Origin of the sequence: Comamonas terrigena NBRC 13299 (assembly GCF_006740045.1) — a bacterium.
Classification (GTDB): Bacteria; Pseudomonadota; Gammaproteobacteria; order Burkholderiales; family Burkholderiaceae_C; genus Comamonas; species Comamonas terrigena.
Genome location: NZ_AP019749.1, coordinates 2,694,512 through 2,711,414 on the forward strand (window position 1 = coordinate 2,694,512; position 16,903 = coordinate 2,711,414).

Sequence of the window (16,903 nt, forward strand, 5' to 3'; positions counted from 1 at the left end):
GGGGGCACTGCCCAGGCCATACTTGGACAAACTGTAACAGCCACGCGGACGAACGGTTGCACACCCGCCACAGCCGCGCCACCGGCGCGCTTGGACTTTGCGCTTCAGCGCCGGCGCAAGCGCCCGGCCTGCACCGCACGGGCCACCCCTGCCCAAGCCGGGTCCGGCCGTCCCGCCACCAGGGCCTGCACATGGTCCTGCCACATCTGCGCCTGCTGCTCCACCTGGGCCTGCCAGAACTGCCGCAGCCGCTCCCTGGCGGAATGGCCGGCGCGGTAGGCATAAGGGTCCCGCCCGCCCAGCCACCCGGGCAGCAGCTGGCGCGCGTGCAAGGCTACGGCCTGCCGCGTCACCGGCAGACCCTGGCTGCGCTGCAGCTGGTGCAGCAGCTCATGGGCGAACAGGCCCGCCACCGCAGCATGGTCCAGGCGCAGCGGCGCCTGCAGGCTTGCGCCGCCATAGCAGGCGCGCGGAAACGACAGCCAGCCACCGTTCAGGCACAGCGCCCGCCGCGTATCCCCCACCCGGCGCAGGCCCAGGCGCACCTGCTGCGCCAGCCAGCCCCCCTGTTGCGCACCGAAGTGCTGCAGCACAAAGCCCTGTTCAGCGGGCAGCAGGCGGCGCCAGAGCATGGGGCTTCTCATGGGGCTTCTGCGTGGTCGTGCCGCGCTCGGCGCATCAGTGCTGCAGCTGCTGCCAGACCTTGTCCAGCCGCTTGGTGCTGACCGGGTACGGCGTGCGCAGCTCCTGCGCGAAAAAGCTCACGCGCAGCTCTTCCAGCATCCAGCGGTATTCCTGCATGCGGGCGTCGACCTGGCCCTTGCGCTCGGCCACCAGGCGCCAGTAGCGCTGCTCCATGGGCTGCAGCTCCTTGAGCTTAGCGGCATCGCGGGCCGGGTCGGCGCGGTACTTGTCCAGCCGCGTGGTGATGGCCTTCAGATAGCGCGCGTAGTGGCCCAGCTGGCTCCACGGCGCCACGGCGATGAAATTCTTGGGCACCAGCTTGTGCAGCTGCTCGCCCGCATCCTTGGTGGCCTCGGGCGCGTTCTTGGTGTCCTTGATCTTGCGTGCGGCCGCCGCGTATTCGGTCAGGATGGTGGCGCTCATGCGCGCCACCTCGTTGGCGATCAGGGTCAGGCGCCCCCGGCCGTCCTGCACGCGCTGCTTGAAATCGGCCTCGTTGGCCGGCAGCGGGTCCTGCAGGAACGCCCGGTCAATGGCCACGTCGATGATCTGGCCGCGCAGCTCCTCCTGCGTGCCCAGCGGCATATAGGCCACGGCCATCTTCTGCAGATCGGGAATGTTCTTTTCCAGGTACTTCAGCGCATCGCGGATCTGCAGCGCAAACAGGCGGCGCAGGCCCACGCGGTGCTTGGCAGCCGCCACCTCGGGCTCGTCGAACACCTCGATGCCGACGGCATCGCCATGGTCGATCAGCGCCGGGAAACCGATCAGCGTGGTGCCGCCCTTCTTGATTTCCATCAGCTCGGGCAGCTCGCCGAAACCCCATTCCTTGTAGCGGGTGTCATGGGCCTGCGCGGGCACGCTCTTGTCGGGCTTGCAGGCGGCGCCGCCCGCCTTGGCCGCAGCGGGCGCACCGGCCTGGGCCGGGTGCGGCGCCTTCTGCGCGGACTCCGACTGGCCCTGCACCACGGCAGCCACCTTCAGGGAGGCCAGCGCCTGGAACGCCCCGCGCGCCTTCACGCCCCACTCGGCCTTGAGCGCGCCCAGATTGCGTCCCTGGCCCAGCTGGCGGCCATGCTCGTCCGTGATGCGGAAGTTCATGAACAGGTGCGGGCTCAGCATGTCCAGCTTGAAATCGGCGCGCTTCACATCCAGCGAAGTCTCGTCGCGCACCTGCTTGAGCAGCACATCGATCAGCCCGCCCTGCGCCCAGCGCTCCACGCTGGTGAACAGCGCGGCCAGCCGCGCCGCGTTTTCGGGCAGCGGCACAAAGCGGCTGCGCGGGCGCTGCGGCAGGCTCTTGAGCAGGGCCTGGATCTTGTCTTTCAGCATGCCGGGCACCAGCCATTCGGCCCGCTCTTCCGACACCTGGTTCAGCACGAACAGCGGCACGGTCACCGTCACGCCGTCGCGTGCATCGCCCGGGCTGTGCAGATAGGCCGCCGCGCAGTCCACCCCGCCGAGCTTGACCAGCTTGGGGAAGTTGTCGGTGGTGATGCCGGCCGCCTCGTGGCGCATCAGCTCGTCCTTGGACAGGCGCAGCAGCTCGGGGTTGCCCTTGCTCTGCAGGCGGAACCAGTGGTCGAACGTGGCGCCGCTGTACACATCGCGCGGCAGCTGCTGGTCGTAGAAGGCAAAGATCAGCTCGTCGTCCACCAGCACGTCCTGGCGGCGGCTCTTGTGCTCCAGCTCCTCCACCTTGCGCATCAGCTTCAGGTTGGCGGGCAGGAAATGCCATTTGGTTTCCCACTCCCCGGCCACCAGCGCCTGGCGGATGAACAGATTGCGCGCCTCGTGCGGATCGATGCGGCCGTAGCTCACGCGCCGGCCGTTGTAGACCACCAGGCCGTAGAGCGTGGCGCGCTCCAGTGCCACCACATCCGCCTGCTTCTTGCTCCAGTGCGGGTCCAGCAGCTGCTTGCGCAGCAGGTGCCCGCCCACTTCCTCCAGCCACTGCGGCTCGATCGCGGCAATGCCCCGGCCGTACAGGCGCGAGGTCTCCACCTGCTCGGCCGCCACGATCCAGCGGCCCGGCTTCTTGGACAGGTGGGCGCCGGGGTGGGGGTGGAACTTGATGCCGTGCGCACCCAGGTAGCTTTCGTTTTCCTCACCCTTGTAGCCGATGTTGCCCAGCAGGCCGGACAGCATCGACAGATGCACGGCCTCATAGCCGGCAGCCTCGTTGTTGAGCAGCCATTTCTGCTCCTTGACCACGGTGAGCAGCTGCGAATGGATGTCGCGCCACTCGCGCACGCGGCGGATGTTGACGAAGTTCTGGCGCAGCAACTGCTCCCACTGGCGGTTGCTGATCTTGTGCGTGGCCTCCTGCGCCGGCTCGGCAGGGTTGAACAGCGCCAGCCGCTCCTCCACCGTGCCTTCCACCTGGGCGCCGCTGCCGCGCTGGCTCACCGGCAAAAAGGCCTGGCTGCGGGCGCTGGGCTTGGCCGCGGGCTGGTGCTGCGCCGCCATCTCGGCGCGGCTCTTGGCCACCACCTTGCCGCCACGCGCGTCCTGCAGCCATTTCCACAGCCGCAGGTAGCCGGTGAATTCGCTTTTTTCGTCGTCGAACTTGGCATGCGCCTGGTCGGCCTGCTGCTGGGCCTCCATGGGCCGGTCGCGCACATCCTGCACCGACAGCGCCGAGGCAATCACCAGCACCTCCGACAGCGCACCACGCGCACGCGCCTCCAGAATCATGCGGCCCACGCGCGGGTCCAGCGGCAGGCGCGACAGCTCCTTGCCCATGGCCAGCAGATTGCCGCGCTCGTCCACCGCGCCCAGTTCGGCCAGCAGCTGGTAGCCATCGGCAATGGCGCGGCCCGAAGGCGCTTCCAGGAACGGGAAATGCACCACATCGCCCAGGCCCAGCGCCTTCATGCGCAGAATCACCCCGGCCAGCGAGCTGCGCAGGATTTCCGGGTCGGTGAATTTGTCGCGGCCGTTGAAATCCACCTCGTCATACAGGCGGATGCAGATACCGTTGGCCACCCGGCCGCAGCGGCCGGCGCGCTGGTTGGCGGCGGCCTGCGAAATCGGCTCTACCAGCAGCTGCTCCACCTTGCTGCGGAAGGAATAGCGCTTCACGCGCGCCGTACCGGCGTCAATGACATAGCGTATGCCCGGCACCGTCAGCGAGGTTTCCGCCACGTTCGTGGCCAGCACGATGCGCCGGCCGGTGTGGCCGTCGAAGATCCGGTCCTGCTCGGCCTGCGACAGGCGCGAGAACAGCGGCAGCACTTCGGCGCTGCGCAAGGTGGGCGAATGCTGCAGGTGCTTGCGCACATGGTCTGCCGCTTCGCGGATTTCGCGCTCGCCGGGCAGGAAGATCAGGATGTCGCCCCCCTTGCCGCCGGCCCACAGCTCGTCAACGCCCTCGGCAATGGCGTCGTTCAGGTCCTTGTCCTTCTCACCCTCGAACGGGCGATAGCGCATCTCCACCGGGTAGGTCCGGCCCGAGACCATGATCACCGGCGCAGGCCCGTCCTTGCCTTCAAAGTGCTTGGCAAAGCGGTCGGCATCGATGGTGGCCGAGGTCACCACCACCTTCAGGTCGGGGCGCTGGGGCAGGATCTGCCGCAGATAGCCCAGCAGAAAGTCGATGTTCAGGCTGCGCTCGTGCGCCTCGTCGATGATCAGCGTGTCATAGGCCTTGAGCAGCGGATCGGTCTGGGTTTCGGCCAGCAGGATGCCGTCCGTCATCAGCTTGACCGAGGCGTTCTTCTGCAGCGTGTCCTGGAAACGCACCTTGTAGCCCACCACCTCGCCCAGCGGCGTGTTCAGCTCCTCGGCAATGCGCTTGGCGACCGAGCTGGCCGCAATCCGGCGCGGCTGGGTGTGGCCGATCAGGTGGCCGCGCACCACGCCCTTGTCGTCCGGCACCGCATTGATCTTGCCGCGGCCCAGCGCCAGCGCGATCTTGGGCAGCTGCGTGGTCTTGCCCGAGCCCGTCTCGCCACAGACGATGATGACCTGGTGGCGGTCCATGGCCTCCATGATCTCGTCACGGCGGCTGGATACGGGGAGTTGCTCGGGGAAGGTGATCTTCAAAGACATAGGGGCGTGATTATCCCCGCGCGCGCCGCCCGCCGGCGCTGCCGCTGCAGATGGACCCACAGCAGACTCTGCACCCTCCCCGCAGCCAAGGCCCTGCGCGCCGGAACTAAATGGGTCACGGGGCTCTCACACACAGTCGCTACCATGCGCGCAGCCGCCGCACACCCTCGCGGCCTGGCGCTTTCCGTCCCGCTGCAGCACCCTGCGGCGGGCTGCCATGACTGCCCCGCTGCCCTGGCGGCGGGCAACAGCCCTTCCCGCATTCCATGATTTTCTACTCCCTGATTCTGGTGCCCATCATCGCGCTGTGGCTGTGGTGGCCCCTGCACCGGCCGGCCCGCCGCGCCTTCTGGTGGGCGCTGACGGCCACCATGGTGCTGGGCGCCCTGCCCGCGCTGCTGATCCTGGCCATGCGCCAGACCACGCTCAGCTACCAGGTGATTGCCCATCTGCAGGTGGGCAGCGGCCTGGTGCTGTCCGCCATCGTGCTGTCCATCCTGCTGGCCTTGCTGCGCGATCTGGCCTGGCTGCTGTCCTGGAAGGCCGGCTGGCGCCGCCTGGCCCAGGGCCTGCGCCAGCCGATGTGGACCGTGGCCGGCGCGGCCCTGGCCCTGCTGGTGTCTGCCTACGGGGTGCTGCAGGCGCTGAAGGTGCCCGAGGTGCGCACCCAGGAGATCACGCTGCCGCGCCTGCCCGCCGAGCTGGACGGCCTGCGCGTGGCCGTGATTGCCGACATCCACGCCAGCCCGGTCAACAACGCCCGCTATGTGCAGGCCCTGGTGGACCGCACCCAGGCGGCCCGGCCCGACCTGATCGTGCTGCCCGGCGACATGGTGGACGGCGACGTCGCCACCCAGGCCGCCAACATCGCCCCGCTGGCCCAGCTGCAGGCCCCGTACGGCGTGTGGTTTGCCCCCGGCAACCACGAGTACTACAGCGGCTACAACGCCTGGGCCAAGGAATTCCGCCGCCTGGGCCTGCACTATCTGGAAAACCAGACCGAGCGCCTGCAGATCCGCGGCCGCACGCTGGCCGTCTCCGGCCTGGGCGACCCGGCCTATGGCCGCCTGTCCAACCAGAACGACAACCCCGCCGTGGCCGAAGGCCTGCCCCCCGACATCGCCGCCGTGCAGCAGCAGGCCCAGGGCGCGGACGTGCACCTGCTGCTGGCACACCAGCCCAAGCCCGCACGCGACTATGCCCAGCATGGCGTGGACCTGCAGATTGCCGGCCACACCCATGGCGGCCACATCCGGGGGCTGGACCAGCTGCTGATCGCACCGGCCAACAACGGCTATGTGCGCGGCCTGTACCAGGTCGGCCCGATGCAACTGTTTGTCAGCAGCGGCGCCGGGCTGTGGGCCGGTTTTGCCGTGCGCCTGGGCGTGCCCTCCAGCATCGACCTGCTGGTGCTGCGCAGCCCCTCCGCAACCACCAAGCCCTGAGCCCCGGGCGGAGGGCTGCTACCAGGGCGACGGCCCACCACGCCCGGGCCGGTGCAGCACGCCCCTCACCGGGCGGGTGCAGCAACCACGGTGCCCCCCGCACCGCCGCGCCGTGGACGGCCAGCGCAGGCTGCACGCGCTGCAGGCATTCCAACGCCGCACGCGCGAAAACTCCACGGAAACCCTGTGTTTGTCGCATTTGGTTGCAGTTGGGCACGCGATGGCGCCATTTTCTGACACGAATGGCCGCCTCCACGCGGAAAAGCCAAGGGTAAGATTTCGTGCAATGGCCCCATCGCTCGCTGATCCTATGAATTGCCCTGTCTGCGGCACCTCCATGCCTGCCCAAGCCAAGTTCTGCAGCCAATGCGGCTCGCCGCGTGCAGCGCCGCTGGGCTCGGTGCCGCTGCGCCCGCCCCGCTCACCGCATGCGCCCAACGCCGCCACCCGCTGGCTGCTGGTCGGCGCCGCGCTGGTGGTGGCCGCTGCGGGCTGGCTGGCATTCAGGCCCGGCATGCTGCCCACAGGCGGCAACGCCGACAGCCCGGCGGCCGACGCGCCCACGGATGCCAGCAAGGCCGCCACCCTGGTCGGCCCGCAGGGCGCTGCTGGCGCTGCGGGCACGGCCGGGACGGTGACCACCCCCGACCAGCCAGTGGCTGCCAGCTCCACGGCACCTCCAGGCACGCCACCGGGTACCTCGCCTGCATCCTCCGGCGCTGCAGTGCCTGCCATGCCCGCCAGCGTTGCCCCCGCCACCCCGGCACCGGCCATGGCCGCCAACCCGCCGCCCGCCGCCCGCCCGGCTGCCACGGCCCCCGTGGTCGCCGCCACACCGGCGCCCGCTGCTGCGGTCAAGGCCGTGCCGGCCCCCGCCGTGTCGGGCCCGGTGGTACTGCCACCGTCCCCTTCACCATCTCCTTCACCCGCTGCGCCACGCCCGGCGCCCAAAGACACCCCCACACTGAATGACCTGCTGGACTGAGCTGGCGCTTTCCCGTCACACAGCCGATCTTGGACACAGGAGCCCTGCCATGCCGTATCTGAAACTGAGCCTTGTCACCGCCGCAGCCCTGGTGCTGGCGGGCTGCGCGGCGGTGGAATCCTCCACCACGTCCCTGGGCTGCATGCTCGGCCGCCTCACCCAGAACCCGCCAGCCGGTTGCGGCGCACCTGCCACCGCCACCGCCACGGCGCCGGGCACAGGCGCTTCCGGCGCGGCGGCGGCGCAGGCCGGCGAGCGCTTCACCAAGCTGCAGTCCGTGCTGGACCAGGAAATCGAGCTGGCCCGTTCGGTCCAGACGGATGTGGTGTCGTCCATGCAGCACCTGCCCATCAAGCTGCGCTCCAGCGCCGGGCCGGTCAAGCTGCTGGACACGCCCATCACCGACAGCCAGTCGGGCCAGACGCGCAGCATGCGCACGCTGGAGTCCATGACGGTGCAGATGCCGCTGGCCGCCAAGGGCCGCCCGGAATACACCCAGTCCATGGCCGCGCTGAAGAACCTGGCCAACCGCCTGGCCGACAACCGAGGCCAAGCCTCCATCGTCGTGCACCAGGCCGCGGCCGATGTGCAGGCCCAGCGCGTGAACACCGCCACCGGCGTCAGCAAGACCGCCAAAGGCAGTCCGGTGAAGGTGGAAAAGATCGAAGATGCCGCACTGGCCGCCGGCACCGAGCGCTACACCATCCAGGCCGGGCCGATTCGCGGCGGGCTGTGAGCCGCACTGGCGCCACTACCGCCCGACCAGCCTGTACCGCCCGCACAGGCCGCACAGGCCGCACAGGCCGCGCAGCGCACGCAGCCCAGGCCTAGCGCAGCGCCTGGCTGCTCTCCACCCCCAGGCTGATCTGTGGCGGCCGGGCCGCCCGCTCCACGTCCTGGGTGCGCGGGCCTTCGTTGATCAGCACGAACAGGTAGAACAGGCCCATGCTGCCCAGGCCGCCGAACACCAGGCCAATGCTGTCCATCCACCGCCCCTCGGGCATGTGGAACACGAACAGGAACGACAGCGAAAACGCTGCCAGCACAGCGACAAACAGATAGATGATGGCTCCGTCCATGGGCCTGGCCTCCCGACATGGGCCCTGGCACCTCGGTGTGCGGCCCTGCTTGCTGCCACCCGCCGCAGGCGGAGGCAGGGTTGAAGATGAGATCTCCCACAATCACTACCGACGCCATCCTAGGAAGTCCGCTGCGCGCCACTCTGATCTGGCGCAAACCCGGTACACGCTCTGGACACACCTTGATACAAACCCTAGGATGGAGGCCCACGAAGGGCGACAGACGGTATTTCGCACCGCCCTCCTGCCGGGTCAGCCGCCTGCGCTGCCCGCGCCGGACCGTGGCCCATGATGAAAGCCGCCGCACGCCATGCCCATTGCCTTGGGCAGTGCCGTGCCCCGCAGCCGCCGTCGCAGCCCCCCACTGTCGGGGCCGTGCTGCGCTCCGGTCTGCTCCCTTCGCTGTTTTTGCCATGTCTGCCCTGCCGCCCGCTGTCTCCCCTCCTGCTACACCCACACCACCTGCGGCACCTGCCGCGCCCTCTCGCAACCTGGGCCTGCTGGTGGCCGCCCAGTCCCTGGGAGGCGCCTCGCCTCCCATCATCATTTCGCTGGGAGGGCTGGTGGGCCAGCAGCTGTCCAGCGACCCGGCCGCCGCCACGCTGCCGGTCAGCCTCTACCAACTGGGCCTGGCCCTGTCCACCTTGCCGGCCGCATGGCTGATGCACCGCTGTGGGCGGCGCACGGCCTATCTGCTGGGGGCGGTGATGGGCGTGCTGTCCGGCCTGGTGGCGGCCCAGGGCATCGTCCATTCCAACTTCCTGATGTTCTGCCTGGGCACGGCACTGGCCGGCTTTTACGGCGCCTGCGTGCAGAGCTACCGCTTTGCCGCCACCGACTCGGTGAGCGAACCCAGCCGCCAAGCGCAGGCGATTTCGCGGGTGATGGTGGGCGGGCTGATCGCCGCCATCATCGGCCCGCAGGTGGTGATCTGGACGCGCGACACCCTGCCGATGACCCCGTTTGCCGGCAGCTTCTACAGCCAGGCCCTGCTGGCACTGATGGCACTGCCGCTGCTGCTGGGCCTGCGCCTGCCGCCCCCGCCGCGCAAGGCCGTGGCCACCGGCGTCCGGCCGCTGGCCCAGATCGCCCGCACGCCGCAGTTTGTGGTGGCCGCTGCGGCCGGCGTGGTGAGCTATGGCCTGATGGCCTTCCTGATGACGGCCGCCCCCATGGCCATGGTCGGCTGCGGCCACAGCGTGGGCGAGGCGGCGCTGGGCATCCAGTGGCATGTGCTGGCCATGTTCGCCCCCAGCTTCGTTACCGGCAAGCTGATTGCCCGCTACGGCAAGCGCCGCATCACGGCCCTGGGTCTGGTGCTGATCGGGGCTTCGGGCCTGATGGCCCTGGCAGGGCTGGAGCTGACCCATTTCTGGGGCTCGCTGGTGCTGCTGGGCCTGGGCTGGAACCTGGGCTTCATCGGCGCCACAGCCTTGCTGACCGAGTGCTACCGCCCCAGCGAACGCGCCAAGGTCCAGGCGCTGAACGACTTTCTGGTGTTCGGCACCGTGGCCGTGGCCTCGTTCGGCTCCGGCCAGCTGCTGCACAGCGCGGGCTGGGACGCCATCAACGCCGGCATGCTGCCGCTGATCGCACTGGTGCTGGTGCTGCTGGTCGCGTCGGGGCGTGCCGCCCGCAGCGGCGGGTCCGCGTCGGCCTGAACCGCCTTTCGGACACCACCCCTCGGACATCGCCCTCGGATGTCGCCGCTTCAGCGCAGCAGAATGCGCATGATGTCGGTGCGGGTGATCAGCCCCGCCAGCTGGCCCTGACGCAGCACGGCCACAAACGGCACGGTGTGCACGGCCAGCGTCTCCAGCAGCTCGGCCACCGGGGTGTCGTCCTGCACCGTCAGCGGCGCGGCCTGCATCAGATCGGCCGCGCAGGCGGGTGCCGCAGCCGGGGGCTTTTTGCCCCACAGCCGCCAGGTGCGGCGCTGGCGCCGGGCCTCGGCATCGGGCTGGCGCTGCTGCCACAGCCAGTCGAACAAGGCACCGCGCGCCACCACACCCAGCAGGCGGCCTTGGGCGTCCACCACCGGCAGGCTCTTGATGGGGTGCTGCTGAAACTGCGCCGCCAGCTGCCCCAGGCCGTCCTGCGGGCCGCAGGTCCACAGCCTGGCGCTCATCACCTGGCCGCAGCGCACGCTGCCAAAGCGCCGGGCAATGGCCTGCTCTTCGGCCGCGCGCACCAGCTGGCCCAGTTCCTGGGCGGTCAGGTTGTAGTCCTGGTCAAAGCGCGCCAGCAGCGCCTGCAGATCGGCCTGGGACAGGTCGTCCGACGGCAGGTGCTGGGCCTTGGCCGCTGCGGCGGGCGCTGCCGGCTGCAGCGGATAGTGCTTGCCCCAGGCGCGGTGATAGGCCACGCCCAGCAGCACCAGCACCAGGGTCAGCAAGCCGATGGGGGCCAAGGCATAGCTCCAGCCGTGGAGCACGCCGTGCTGGGCTTCCAGCGCCAGCAGCAGGGCCACGGCGCCGCCCGGCGGGTGCAGTGCACGCGTGATCTGCATCCAGGCAATGGCCCCACCCACGGCGACTGCCGGCAGCAGCCAGCCCAGGGCCTGCTGCGGCCACCAGCGCACCACCAGCAAGGCCCACAGCGCCGCCACCGTGTTGCCCACCACACAGGACCAGGGCTGGGACAGCGGGCCGGTGTGCACCGCAAACACCAGCACCGCCGTCGCACCCAGCGGCGCAAACAGTGCCCAGCTGCCCTGCCAGCCCGCCCACAGCGCCAGCTGCACCAGGGCCGCCGCCAGCACCAGGCCCAGGCCCGCTCCCAGGCCAACCCGCAGCACATCCAGCCGTGCGGCTGGGGCCACGGCAGGCTTCCATCCATTTCCCAATTGCATCGTGTTCCAGACGAAGAAACCCGCTGCAAGAGCGGGTGCATTTCACCAAGGCCCCAGCATGCCACGCAGCGGGTAGCCGCGTGGCCGGCCGGGGTCTGCGCCGGTGTTCAGGCCAAGGACTCGGCCGGGCCGAAGAACTCGCAGCGCGCCTGCGCATCCGGCACGCCGGCGCGCTGCAGCACCTGCTTGGCCAGGCGCATGAAGCCCACAGGCCCCAGGTAGTAGGCCTGCACATCGCGCACCGCGGGCAGCCAGCGGGTCAGCAGCGCGGCATCCGGCAGGCCCTCGGCCACTTCCACGTCGGCCGCCGGCGACGGGCCGGCGTCCTGCTCGTAGCCAAAGCGCAGCCACAGCTGGGGGTGCTGCGCCGCCAGGGCCAGCAGCTCGCTGCGGAAGGCCTGCTGCTCTGGGCTGCGGGCGCAGTGGATGAAGGTGATGGGCCGGCCCGTAGGCAGGGCCTGCTGCAGCATGGCCATCAGCGGCGTGATACCCACGCCGGCGGCCATCAGCACCAGGGGCTTGGCGCTGTCGTCCAGGGTGAAGTGGCCGGCCGGCGGGAAGACCTCCAGCACATCACCGGTCTGCACCTGGTCGTGCAGGTGGCCGGAGACCACGCCCTGCGCCTCGCGCTTGACGCTGATGCGCAGGCTGCGCCCATCCGCCGCCTGGGACAGCGAATAGTTGCGGCGCTGCTCCTTGCCTTCCACCACCACGCGCAGACCGATGAACTGGCCCGGCTGGTAGGCCAGCACCCCAGCGCCGTCCTCGGGCTGCAGCGTGAAGCTGGTGATCTCCGGGGTCTCGGCCTGTTTAGCGGCCACCACAAAGCGGCGCACGCCCTTCCAGCCGCCCGGCGCCTGGGCATTGGCGTCGTAGCTGGCCTTTTCGGCGCCGATCAGGATGTCCGCCAGCTGCCCGTAGGCGGCGGCCCAGGCGTCGATCACCTCGTCGGTGGCCACCTCCGCCCCCAGCACTTCGCGGATGGCCCGCAGCAGGAAGCCGCCCACAATGGGGTAGTGCTCGGGCTGCACCTGCAGCGACACATGCTTGTGGATGATCTGCGCCGGCAGATCGCCCAGGCCGGACAGATCGTCGATATGTTTGGCATACATCAGCACGCTGCGCGCCAGCGCACGCGGCTGGGCCCCCGTCTGCTGGTGCACGCTGTTGAACAGCGGCTGCACCTCGGCGCTTTCGGCCAGCATCAGCCGGTAGAAATGGGTGGTCAGGGCTTCGCCCCCGGTTTCCAGCAGGGGCACGGTGGATTTGACAATGGCGCGTTGGCGGTCGGTCAGCATGAAAAAATCACTCTCCAAAGGGATCCATGGGCAGCACCCTCGGCGGGCCGCCCTGCATCGATAAGGGCAAACGGCATGCCAGCACGCAGGCCCTGCCGCGTCAAGCACTTACCGCCAACCATGTCTTTTTGACACGCGTCAATTGCAGTCAATCTGACCGCATACGATGTCGGCATGACTGCCAATGCCCTGCTGCTGAACGCCTTGCTGCCCCTGGTGGCCGAACTGTCCAGCCAGCTGCCCGAAACCGAACGCTACCGCCGCCTGCTGGCCGCCCTGCGCACCGTGCTGCCGGCCGATGCCGCCGCCCTGCTGCGCTGCGAGCGCGGCGCCGACGGCAGCGACTGGCTGCGCCCGCTGGCCATCGACGGCCTCAGCCCCGACACCCTGGGCCGGCGCTTTCGCCTGCGCGAACACCCGCGCTTTGCCGCGCTGCTGGCCGCCGGCCAGGCCCTGCGCTTTCCCAGCGACAGCCCCCTGCCCGACCCCTACGACGGCCTGGTGGCCCACCACTCCGGCGCGCCGCTGCCGGTGCACGACTGCATGGGCTGCGTGCTGCAGGTGGACGGCCAGCCCTGGGGGCTGCTGACCCTGGACGCGCTGCAGCCCGGCAGCTTTGCCGGCGACGCCCCGCTGGCCGCACTCCAGGCCTTCAGCAACCTGGCCGCCGCCACCGTGGCCACGGCCGCCCGCCTGCGCCAGCTGGAGCAGTCCGTGCACAACGAACGCCAGCGGGCCGAGCATTTCCGCCGCCACGCCCCGCTGGCCGCGCCCCGGCTGCTGGGCCACAGCAGCGCCATGCGCGCGCTGCAGCGCGACATCGCCACCGTGGCCGCCAGCGATCTGGCGGTGCTGATCACCGGCGAAACCGGCGTGGGCAAGGAACTGGTGGCCCAGGCCCTGCACGCCCAGTCCACCCGGGCCGACCAGGCCTTTGTCAGCATCAACTGCGCCGCCCTTCCCGACCAGCTGGTGGAAAGCGAGCTGTTCGGCCATGTGCGCGGCGCCTTCACCGGCGCGGTGAGCGACCGGCAAGGCAAGTTCGAACAGGCCCACCAGGGCACCCTGTTCCTGGACGAGGTGGGCGAGCTGCCGCTGGCCACCCAGGCCAAGCTGCTGCGCGTGCTGCAAAGCGGCCAGATCCAGCGCCTGGGGCTGGACCGGGAACGCACGGTGGACGTGCGCATCATTGCCGCCACCAACCAGGACCTGGCCGCCGCCGTGCGCGACGGCCGCATGCGCGCCGACTTCTACCACCGCCTCAGCGTCTACCCGCTGCAGGTGCCGCCGCTGCGCGCCCGCGAAGGCGATGTGCTGGTGCTGGCCGGCTACTTTCTGGAGCGCACGCGCTCGCAGTTCGGACTGGACGGGGTGCGGCTGGAAGCCGCCGCCCAGGCCGCCCTGCTGGCCCACCGCTGGCCGGGCAATGTGCGCGAGCTGGAACACTGCATCCGCCGTGCCGTGCTGCACGCCCTGCGCCGCCCGCGCCCTCCCACTGCGCCGCTCGGCATCCACGCACAGGATCTGGCGCTGGTGCCCAGCTCAAAGGCGTCCACGCACCCCGGCGATCCTGCCGAGGACCCGGGCAGCCTGCCGCCTGCCGACCCGGCCGCCAGCGCCGTGGCCGATCCCACGGACACCGGTCTGCGCCAGGCCGTGGCCCGCTACGAACGGCAACTGGTGCAGCAAGCGCTGGAAGCCCATGGCTACCGCTGGGCGCCCGCCGCCCGCGCCCTGCAGCTGGACCGCGCCAATCTGCAGCGCCTGGCCAAGCGGCTGGGGCTACACGCGCCCGGCAGCCCGCCTCCGCTGCGCTAGCCACCGCCGGTAACCGCCGCACCCACGGCCCGCTCCCCGGCCCGCGTCATAGCCCCCAAGGCCACCCCGCTGCGCCATCGCCGCAACAGACTGCCGCCTTGCCGTGAAAATTTGCCGCGACCGCGGCGCAGCGCCGCTACACTCGCGGCTGGATTGGCTCGCACTCCCCGGGATGCGGGCCTTTTGACCCTCTGAGGCCGGCAGCGCGCTGCGCATTGCCGGCGGACAGCACTCTCTCTCGCTCCCTCTGTCTGCACCCACCATGTCCACGGTTTTCAATTTCACCTTCGTTCCCTGGTTCCGGTCTGTGGCCCCGTACATCCACAAATTCCGCCACCAGACTTTCGTGGTGGGCATCACGGGCGAAGCCATCGCTGCCGGCAAGCTGCAGGGCATCGTGCAGGATCTGGCGCTGATCCAGGCCATGGGCGTGAAGATCGTGCTGGTGCACGGCTTTCGCCCGCAGGTGAATGAACAGCTGCGCCTCAAGGGCCAGGAGCCGCGCTACTACAACGGCGTGCGCGTGACCGACTCCATCGCGCTGGACTGCGCGCAAGAGGCCGCCGGCCAGTTGCGCTACGAGATCGAAGCCGCCTTCAGCCAGGGCCTGCCCAACACCCCCATGGCCGGCGCCCGCGTGCGCGTGATGTCAGGCAACTTCCTGACCGCCCGCCCGGTGGGCATCGTCGACGGGGTGGACTTCATGCACTCCGGCCTGGTGCGCAAGGTCGATGTGGAAGGCATCCGCCGCGCGCTGGAATCCGAAGCCATGGTGCTGATGTCACCGTTTGGCTTCTCGCCCACCGGCGAGGCCTTCAACCTGAGCATGGAAGAAGTCGCCACCCGCGTGGCCTGCGAGATGAAGGCCGACAAGCTGATCTTCCTGAGCGAGGTGCCCGGCATCCGCATGAACCCGTCCGAGCCCGACAGCGAAGACAACCCCATCGACACCGAGCTGCCGCTGGCAGCCGCCCGCCAGCTGCTGGCCCAGTTGCCCCCGCCGCAGGTGCCCACCGACACCGGCTTTTACCTGCAGCACTGCGTGCGCGCCTGCGAACATGGCGTGGAACGCAGCCACATCCTGCCGTTTGCGGTGGACGGCGCGCTGCTGCTGGAAATCTATGTGCACGACGGCATCGGCACCATGGTGATCGACGAAAAGCTCGAAGAGCTGCGCGAAGCCACCATCGACGATGTGGGCGGCATCATCCAGCTGATCGAGCCGTTCGAGAAAGACGGCACCCTGGTCAAGCGCGACCGCACCGAGATCGAGCGCGACATCACCAGCTACACCGTGATCGAGCACGATGGCGTGATCTTCGGCTGCGCCGCCCTGCACCCCTATCTGGAAGCCAAGACCGCAGAAATGGCCGCCGTCACCGTCTCGCCCCAGAGCCAGGGCACGGGCGACGGCGAGAAACTGCTCAAGCGCATCGAGCAGCGCGCCCGCGCCCTGGGCTGCACCAGCATGTTCGTGCTGACCACCCGCACCATGCACTGGTTCATCAAGCGCGGCTTCCAGCCGGTGGACCCGGAATGGCTGCCCGAGGCACGCAAGGCCAAGTACAACTGGAGCCGCAAGAGCCAGGTGCTGGTCAAGCAGCTCTAAACCGCCGCTCTCAACTGCCCCCGGCCACCTGCCTCGCAGGGCGCCTTACCCGCCTCCAAACACCAGGGCGGCAGTGGATCTACTCCGCTGCCGCCCTGCTGTCTTTGGGGCGGCGGCGGCTGCACACAGCCCGCAGCCGCCGCGCCTCCAACCGTAAAGGCTCAGAAACGCCGGAACCAGTGCGCCACCGCCTGGCCTACCTCGGCCAGCGCCGCATCGCGTGCGGCCGGCGCCAGCTGCGGCGTCTGCGTCAGATAGGCGCTCACCACCAGCGGCTGCGGACGGTGGTGGGGCCAGACCAGCACCACATCATTGGCCGTACCGTTGTCGCCCGTTCCCGTCTTGCCGCCCACCAGCCAGCCCGGCGGCATGCCGGCGCGCAGCCGCTTGGCGCCCGTGGGGCTGGCCTTGAGCCACTGCAGCAGCTGCGCCTGGTGGCCGGCATCCAGGTGCGGGCCCTTGGCCAGCGCCACCACGGCACGCGCCATGGACAGGGGCGTGGTCGTGTCGCGCTCGTCGCCCGGGACGGCACTGTTGAGCGCCGGCTCCAGCCGGTCCAGGCGGGTGTGCATGCTGCCCATGTCGCGCAGCCACTGGGTCAGCCCTTGCGGGCCGCCCTGGCGGGCCAGCAGCAGGTTGGCGGCGGTGTTGTCGCTCAGCACCACGGCGGCTTCGCACAGCTCGGCCACCGTCAGCCCGGCGCCACCGGCCTGGGCCTCGGTGGTGGGCGAATACGGCACCAGCGCGCTGCGCGGGTAGGTCACGCGCTGCTGCAGACTGTCCAGCCCCTGCTGGTCGCGCTGCAGCATCTGGGCGGCCAGCAGCAGCTTGAAGGTGCTGCACATGGGAAAGCGCTCGCTGCCCCGGTACTGCCACTGGCGGCCGTTGGCGGTGTCGATCACCGCCACGCCCAGGCGCCCCCCCGGTGCGGGCCTCGATCTGCGCCAGCGGGTGGGAGGCATCATCCGCCTCCAGACCCGAGTTTTTCTGCATACCTGCACACCCGGCCAGCCAGGTGGCGCTCAGGGCCAGACTGCTTTGCAGCCAAATTCTTCTGTGCATAGCGTGCTCCTCTTCTTGA

Annotated in this window: 11 protein-coding genes and 1 pseudogene; 6 read left to right on the forward strand and 6 right to left on the reverse strand. The window is 69.8% G+C overall.

Annotation, left to right across the window (positions count from 1 at the left end):
* Positions 1-104: 104 nt before the first annotated feature.
* Both CT3_RS12070 and hrpA read right to left on the reverse strand, forming a co-directional pair.
* Positions 105-632, reverse strand: a complete 528-nt coding sequence (locus CT3_RS12070; RefSeq protein ID WP_066532818.1) for a hypothetical protein — start codon at positions 630-632, stop codon at positions 105-107.
* 46 nt (positions 633-678) lie between these two features.
* A complete protein-coding gene (gene hrpA, locus CT3_RS12075; RefSeq protein ID WP_066532820.1) occupies positions 679-4,737 on the reverse strand; it encodes an ATP-dependent RNA helicase HrpA in 4,059 nt (1,352 codons plus the stop codon).
* A 266-nt stretch (positions 4,738-5,003) separates the two neighbouring features.
* Here hrpA and CT3_RS12080 point away from each other — a divergent pair, with 266 nt between their 5' ends.
* From CT3_RS12080 to CT3_RS12090, 3 genes are all read left to right on the forward strand, one after another.
* The gene (locus CT3_RS12080) at positions 5,004-6,182 is read left to right on the forward strand and encodes a metallophosphoesterase (RefSeq protein ID WP_066532823.1); all 1,179 of its coding nucleotides are present in this window, start codon (positions 5,004-5,006) and stop codon (positions 6,180-6,182) included.
* A 337-nt stretch (positions 6,183-6,519) separates the two neighbouring features.
* Positions 6,520-7,167: a hypothetical protein gene (locus tag CT3_RS12085; RefSeq protein WP_066532825.1), complete on the forward strand. Its 648-nt coding sequence runs from the start codon at positions 6,520-6,522 to the stop codon at positions 7,165-7,167.
* Positions 7,168-7,216: 49 nt separating this feature from the next.
* Positions 7,217-7,903 (forward strand): hypothetical protein, encoded by a 687-nt coding sequence (locus CT3_RS12090; RefSeq protein WP_066532827.1) that lies wholly within the window; start codon positions 7,217-7,219, stop codon positions 7,901-7,903.
* Positions 7,904-7,994: 91 nt separating this feature from the next.
* Here the strand turns inward: CT3_RS12090 and CT3_RS12095 are convergent, their stop codons facing one another.
* A complete protein-coding gene (locus CT3_RS12095; protein WP_066532830.1) occupies positions 7,995-8,246 on the reverse strand; it encodes a hypothetical protein in 252 nt (83 codons plus the stop codon).
* A gap of 413 nt (positions 8,247-8,659) precedes the next feature.
* Here CT3_RS12095 and CT3_RS12100 point away from each other — a divergent pair, with 413 nt between their 5' ends.
* Positions 8,660-9,907: an MFS transporter gene (locus CT3_RS12100; protein WP_066532832.1), complete on the forward strand. Its 1,248-nt coding sequence runs from the start codon at positions 8,660-8,662 to the stop codon at positions 9,905-9,907.
* Between the two features lie 50 nt (positions 9,908-9,957).
* On the opposite strand, the gene CT3_RS12105 is transcribed toward CT3_RS12100, so the two are convergent.
* Entirely contained in the window at positions 9,958-11,097 is a 1,140-nt protein-coding gene (locus tag CT3_RS12105) for an HPP family protein (RefSeq protein WP_066532834.1), read from the reverse strand.
* 107 nt (positions 11,098-11,204) lie between these two features.
* On the reverse strand, positions 11,205-12,395 hold the full coding sequence (gene hmpA / locus CT3_RS12110) for an NO-inducible flavohemoprotein (RefSeq protein WP_066532837.1): 1,191 nt from the start codon (positions 12,393-12,395) through the stop codon (positions 11,205-11,207).
* A gap of 174 nt (positions 12,396-12,569) precedes the next feature.
* On the opposite strand from hmpA, the gene norR reads away from it, so the two are divergent.
* Positions 12,570-14,213, forward strand: coding sequence for a nitric oxide reductase transcriptional regulator NorR (gene norR, locus CT3_RS12115; RefSeq protein ID WP_066532839.1), 1,644 nt, complete (start codon positions 12,570-12,572; stop codon positions 14,211-14,213).
* Positions 14,214-14,475: 262 nt separating this feature from the next.
* On the forward strand, positions 14,476-15,822 hold the full coding sequence (gene argA, locus CT3_RS12120) for an amino-acid N-acetyltransferase (RefSeq protein WP_066532843.1): 1,347 nt from the start codon (positions 14,476-14,478) through the stop codon (positions 15,820-15,822).
* 161 nt (positions 15,823-15,983) lie between these two features.
* On the opposite strand, the pseudogene bla reads toward argA, so the two are convergent.
* Positions 15,984-16,884 (reverse strand): annotated as a pseudogene (gene bla, locus CT3_RS12125) (class A beta-lactamase).
* Between the last annotated feature and the right edge of the window lie 19 nt (positions 16,885-16,903).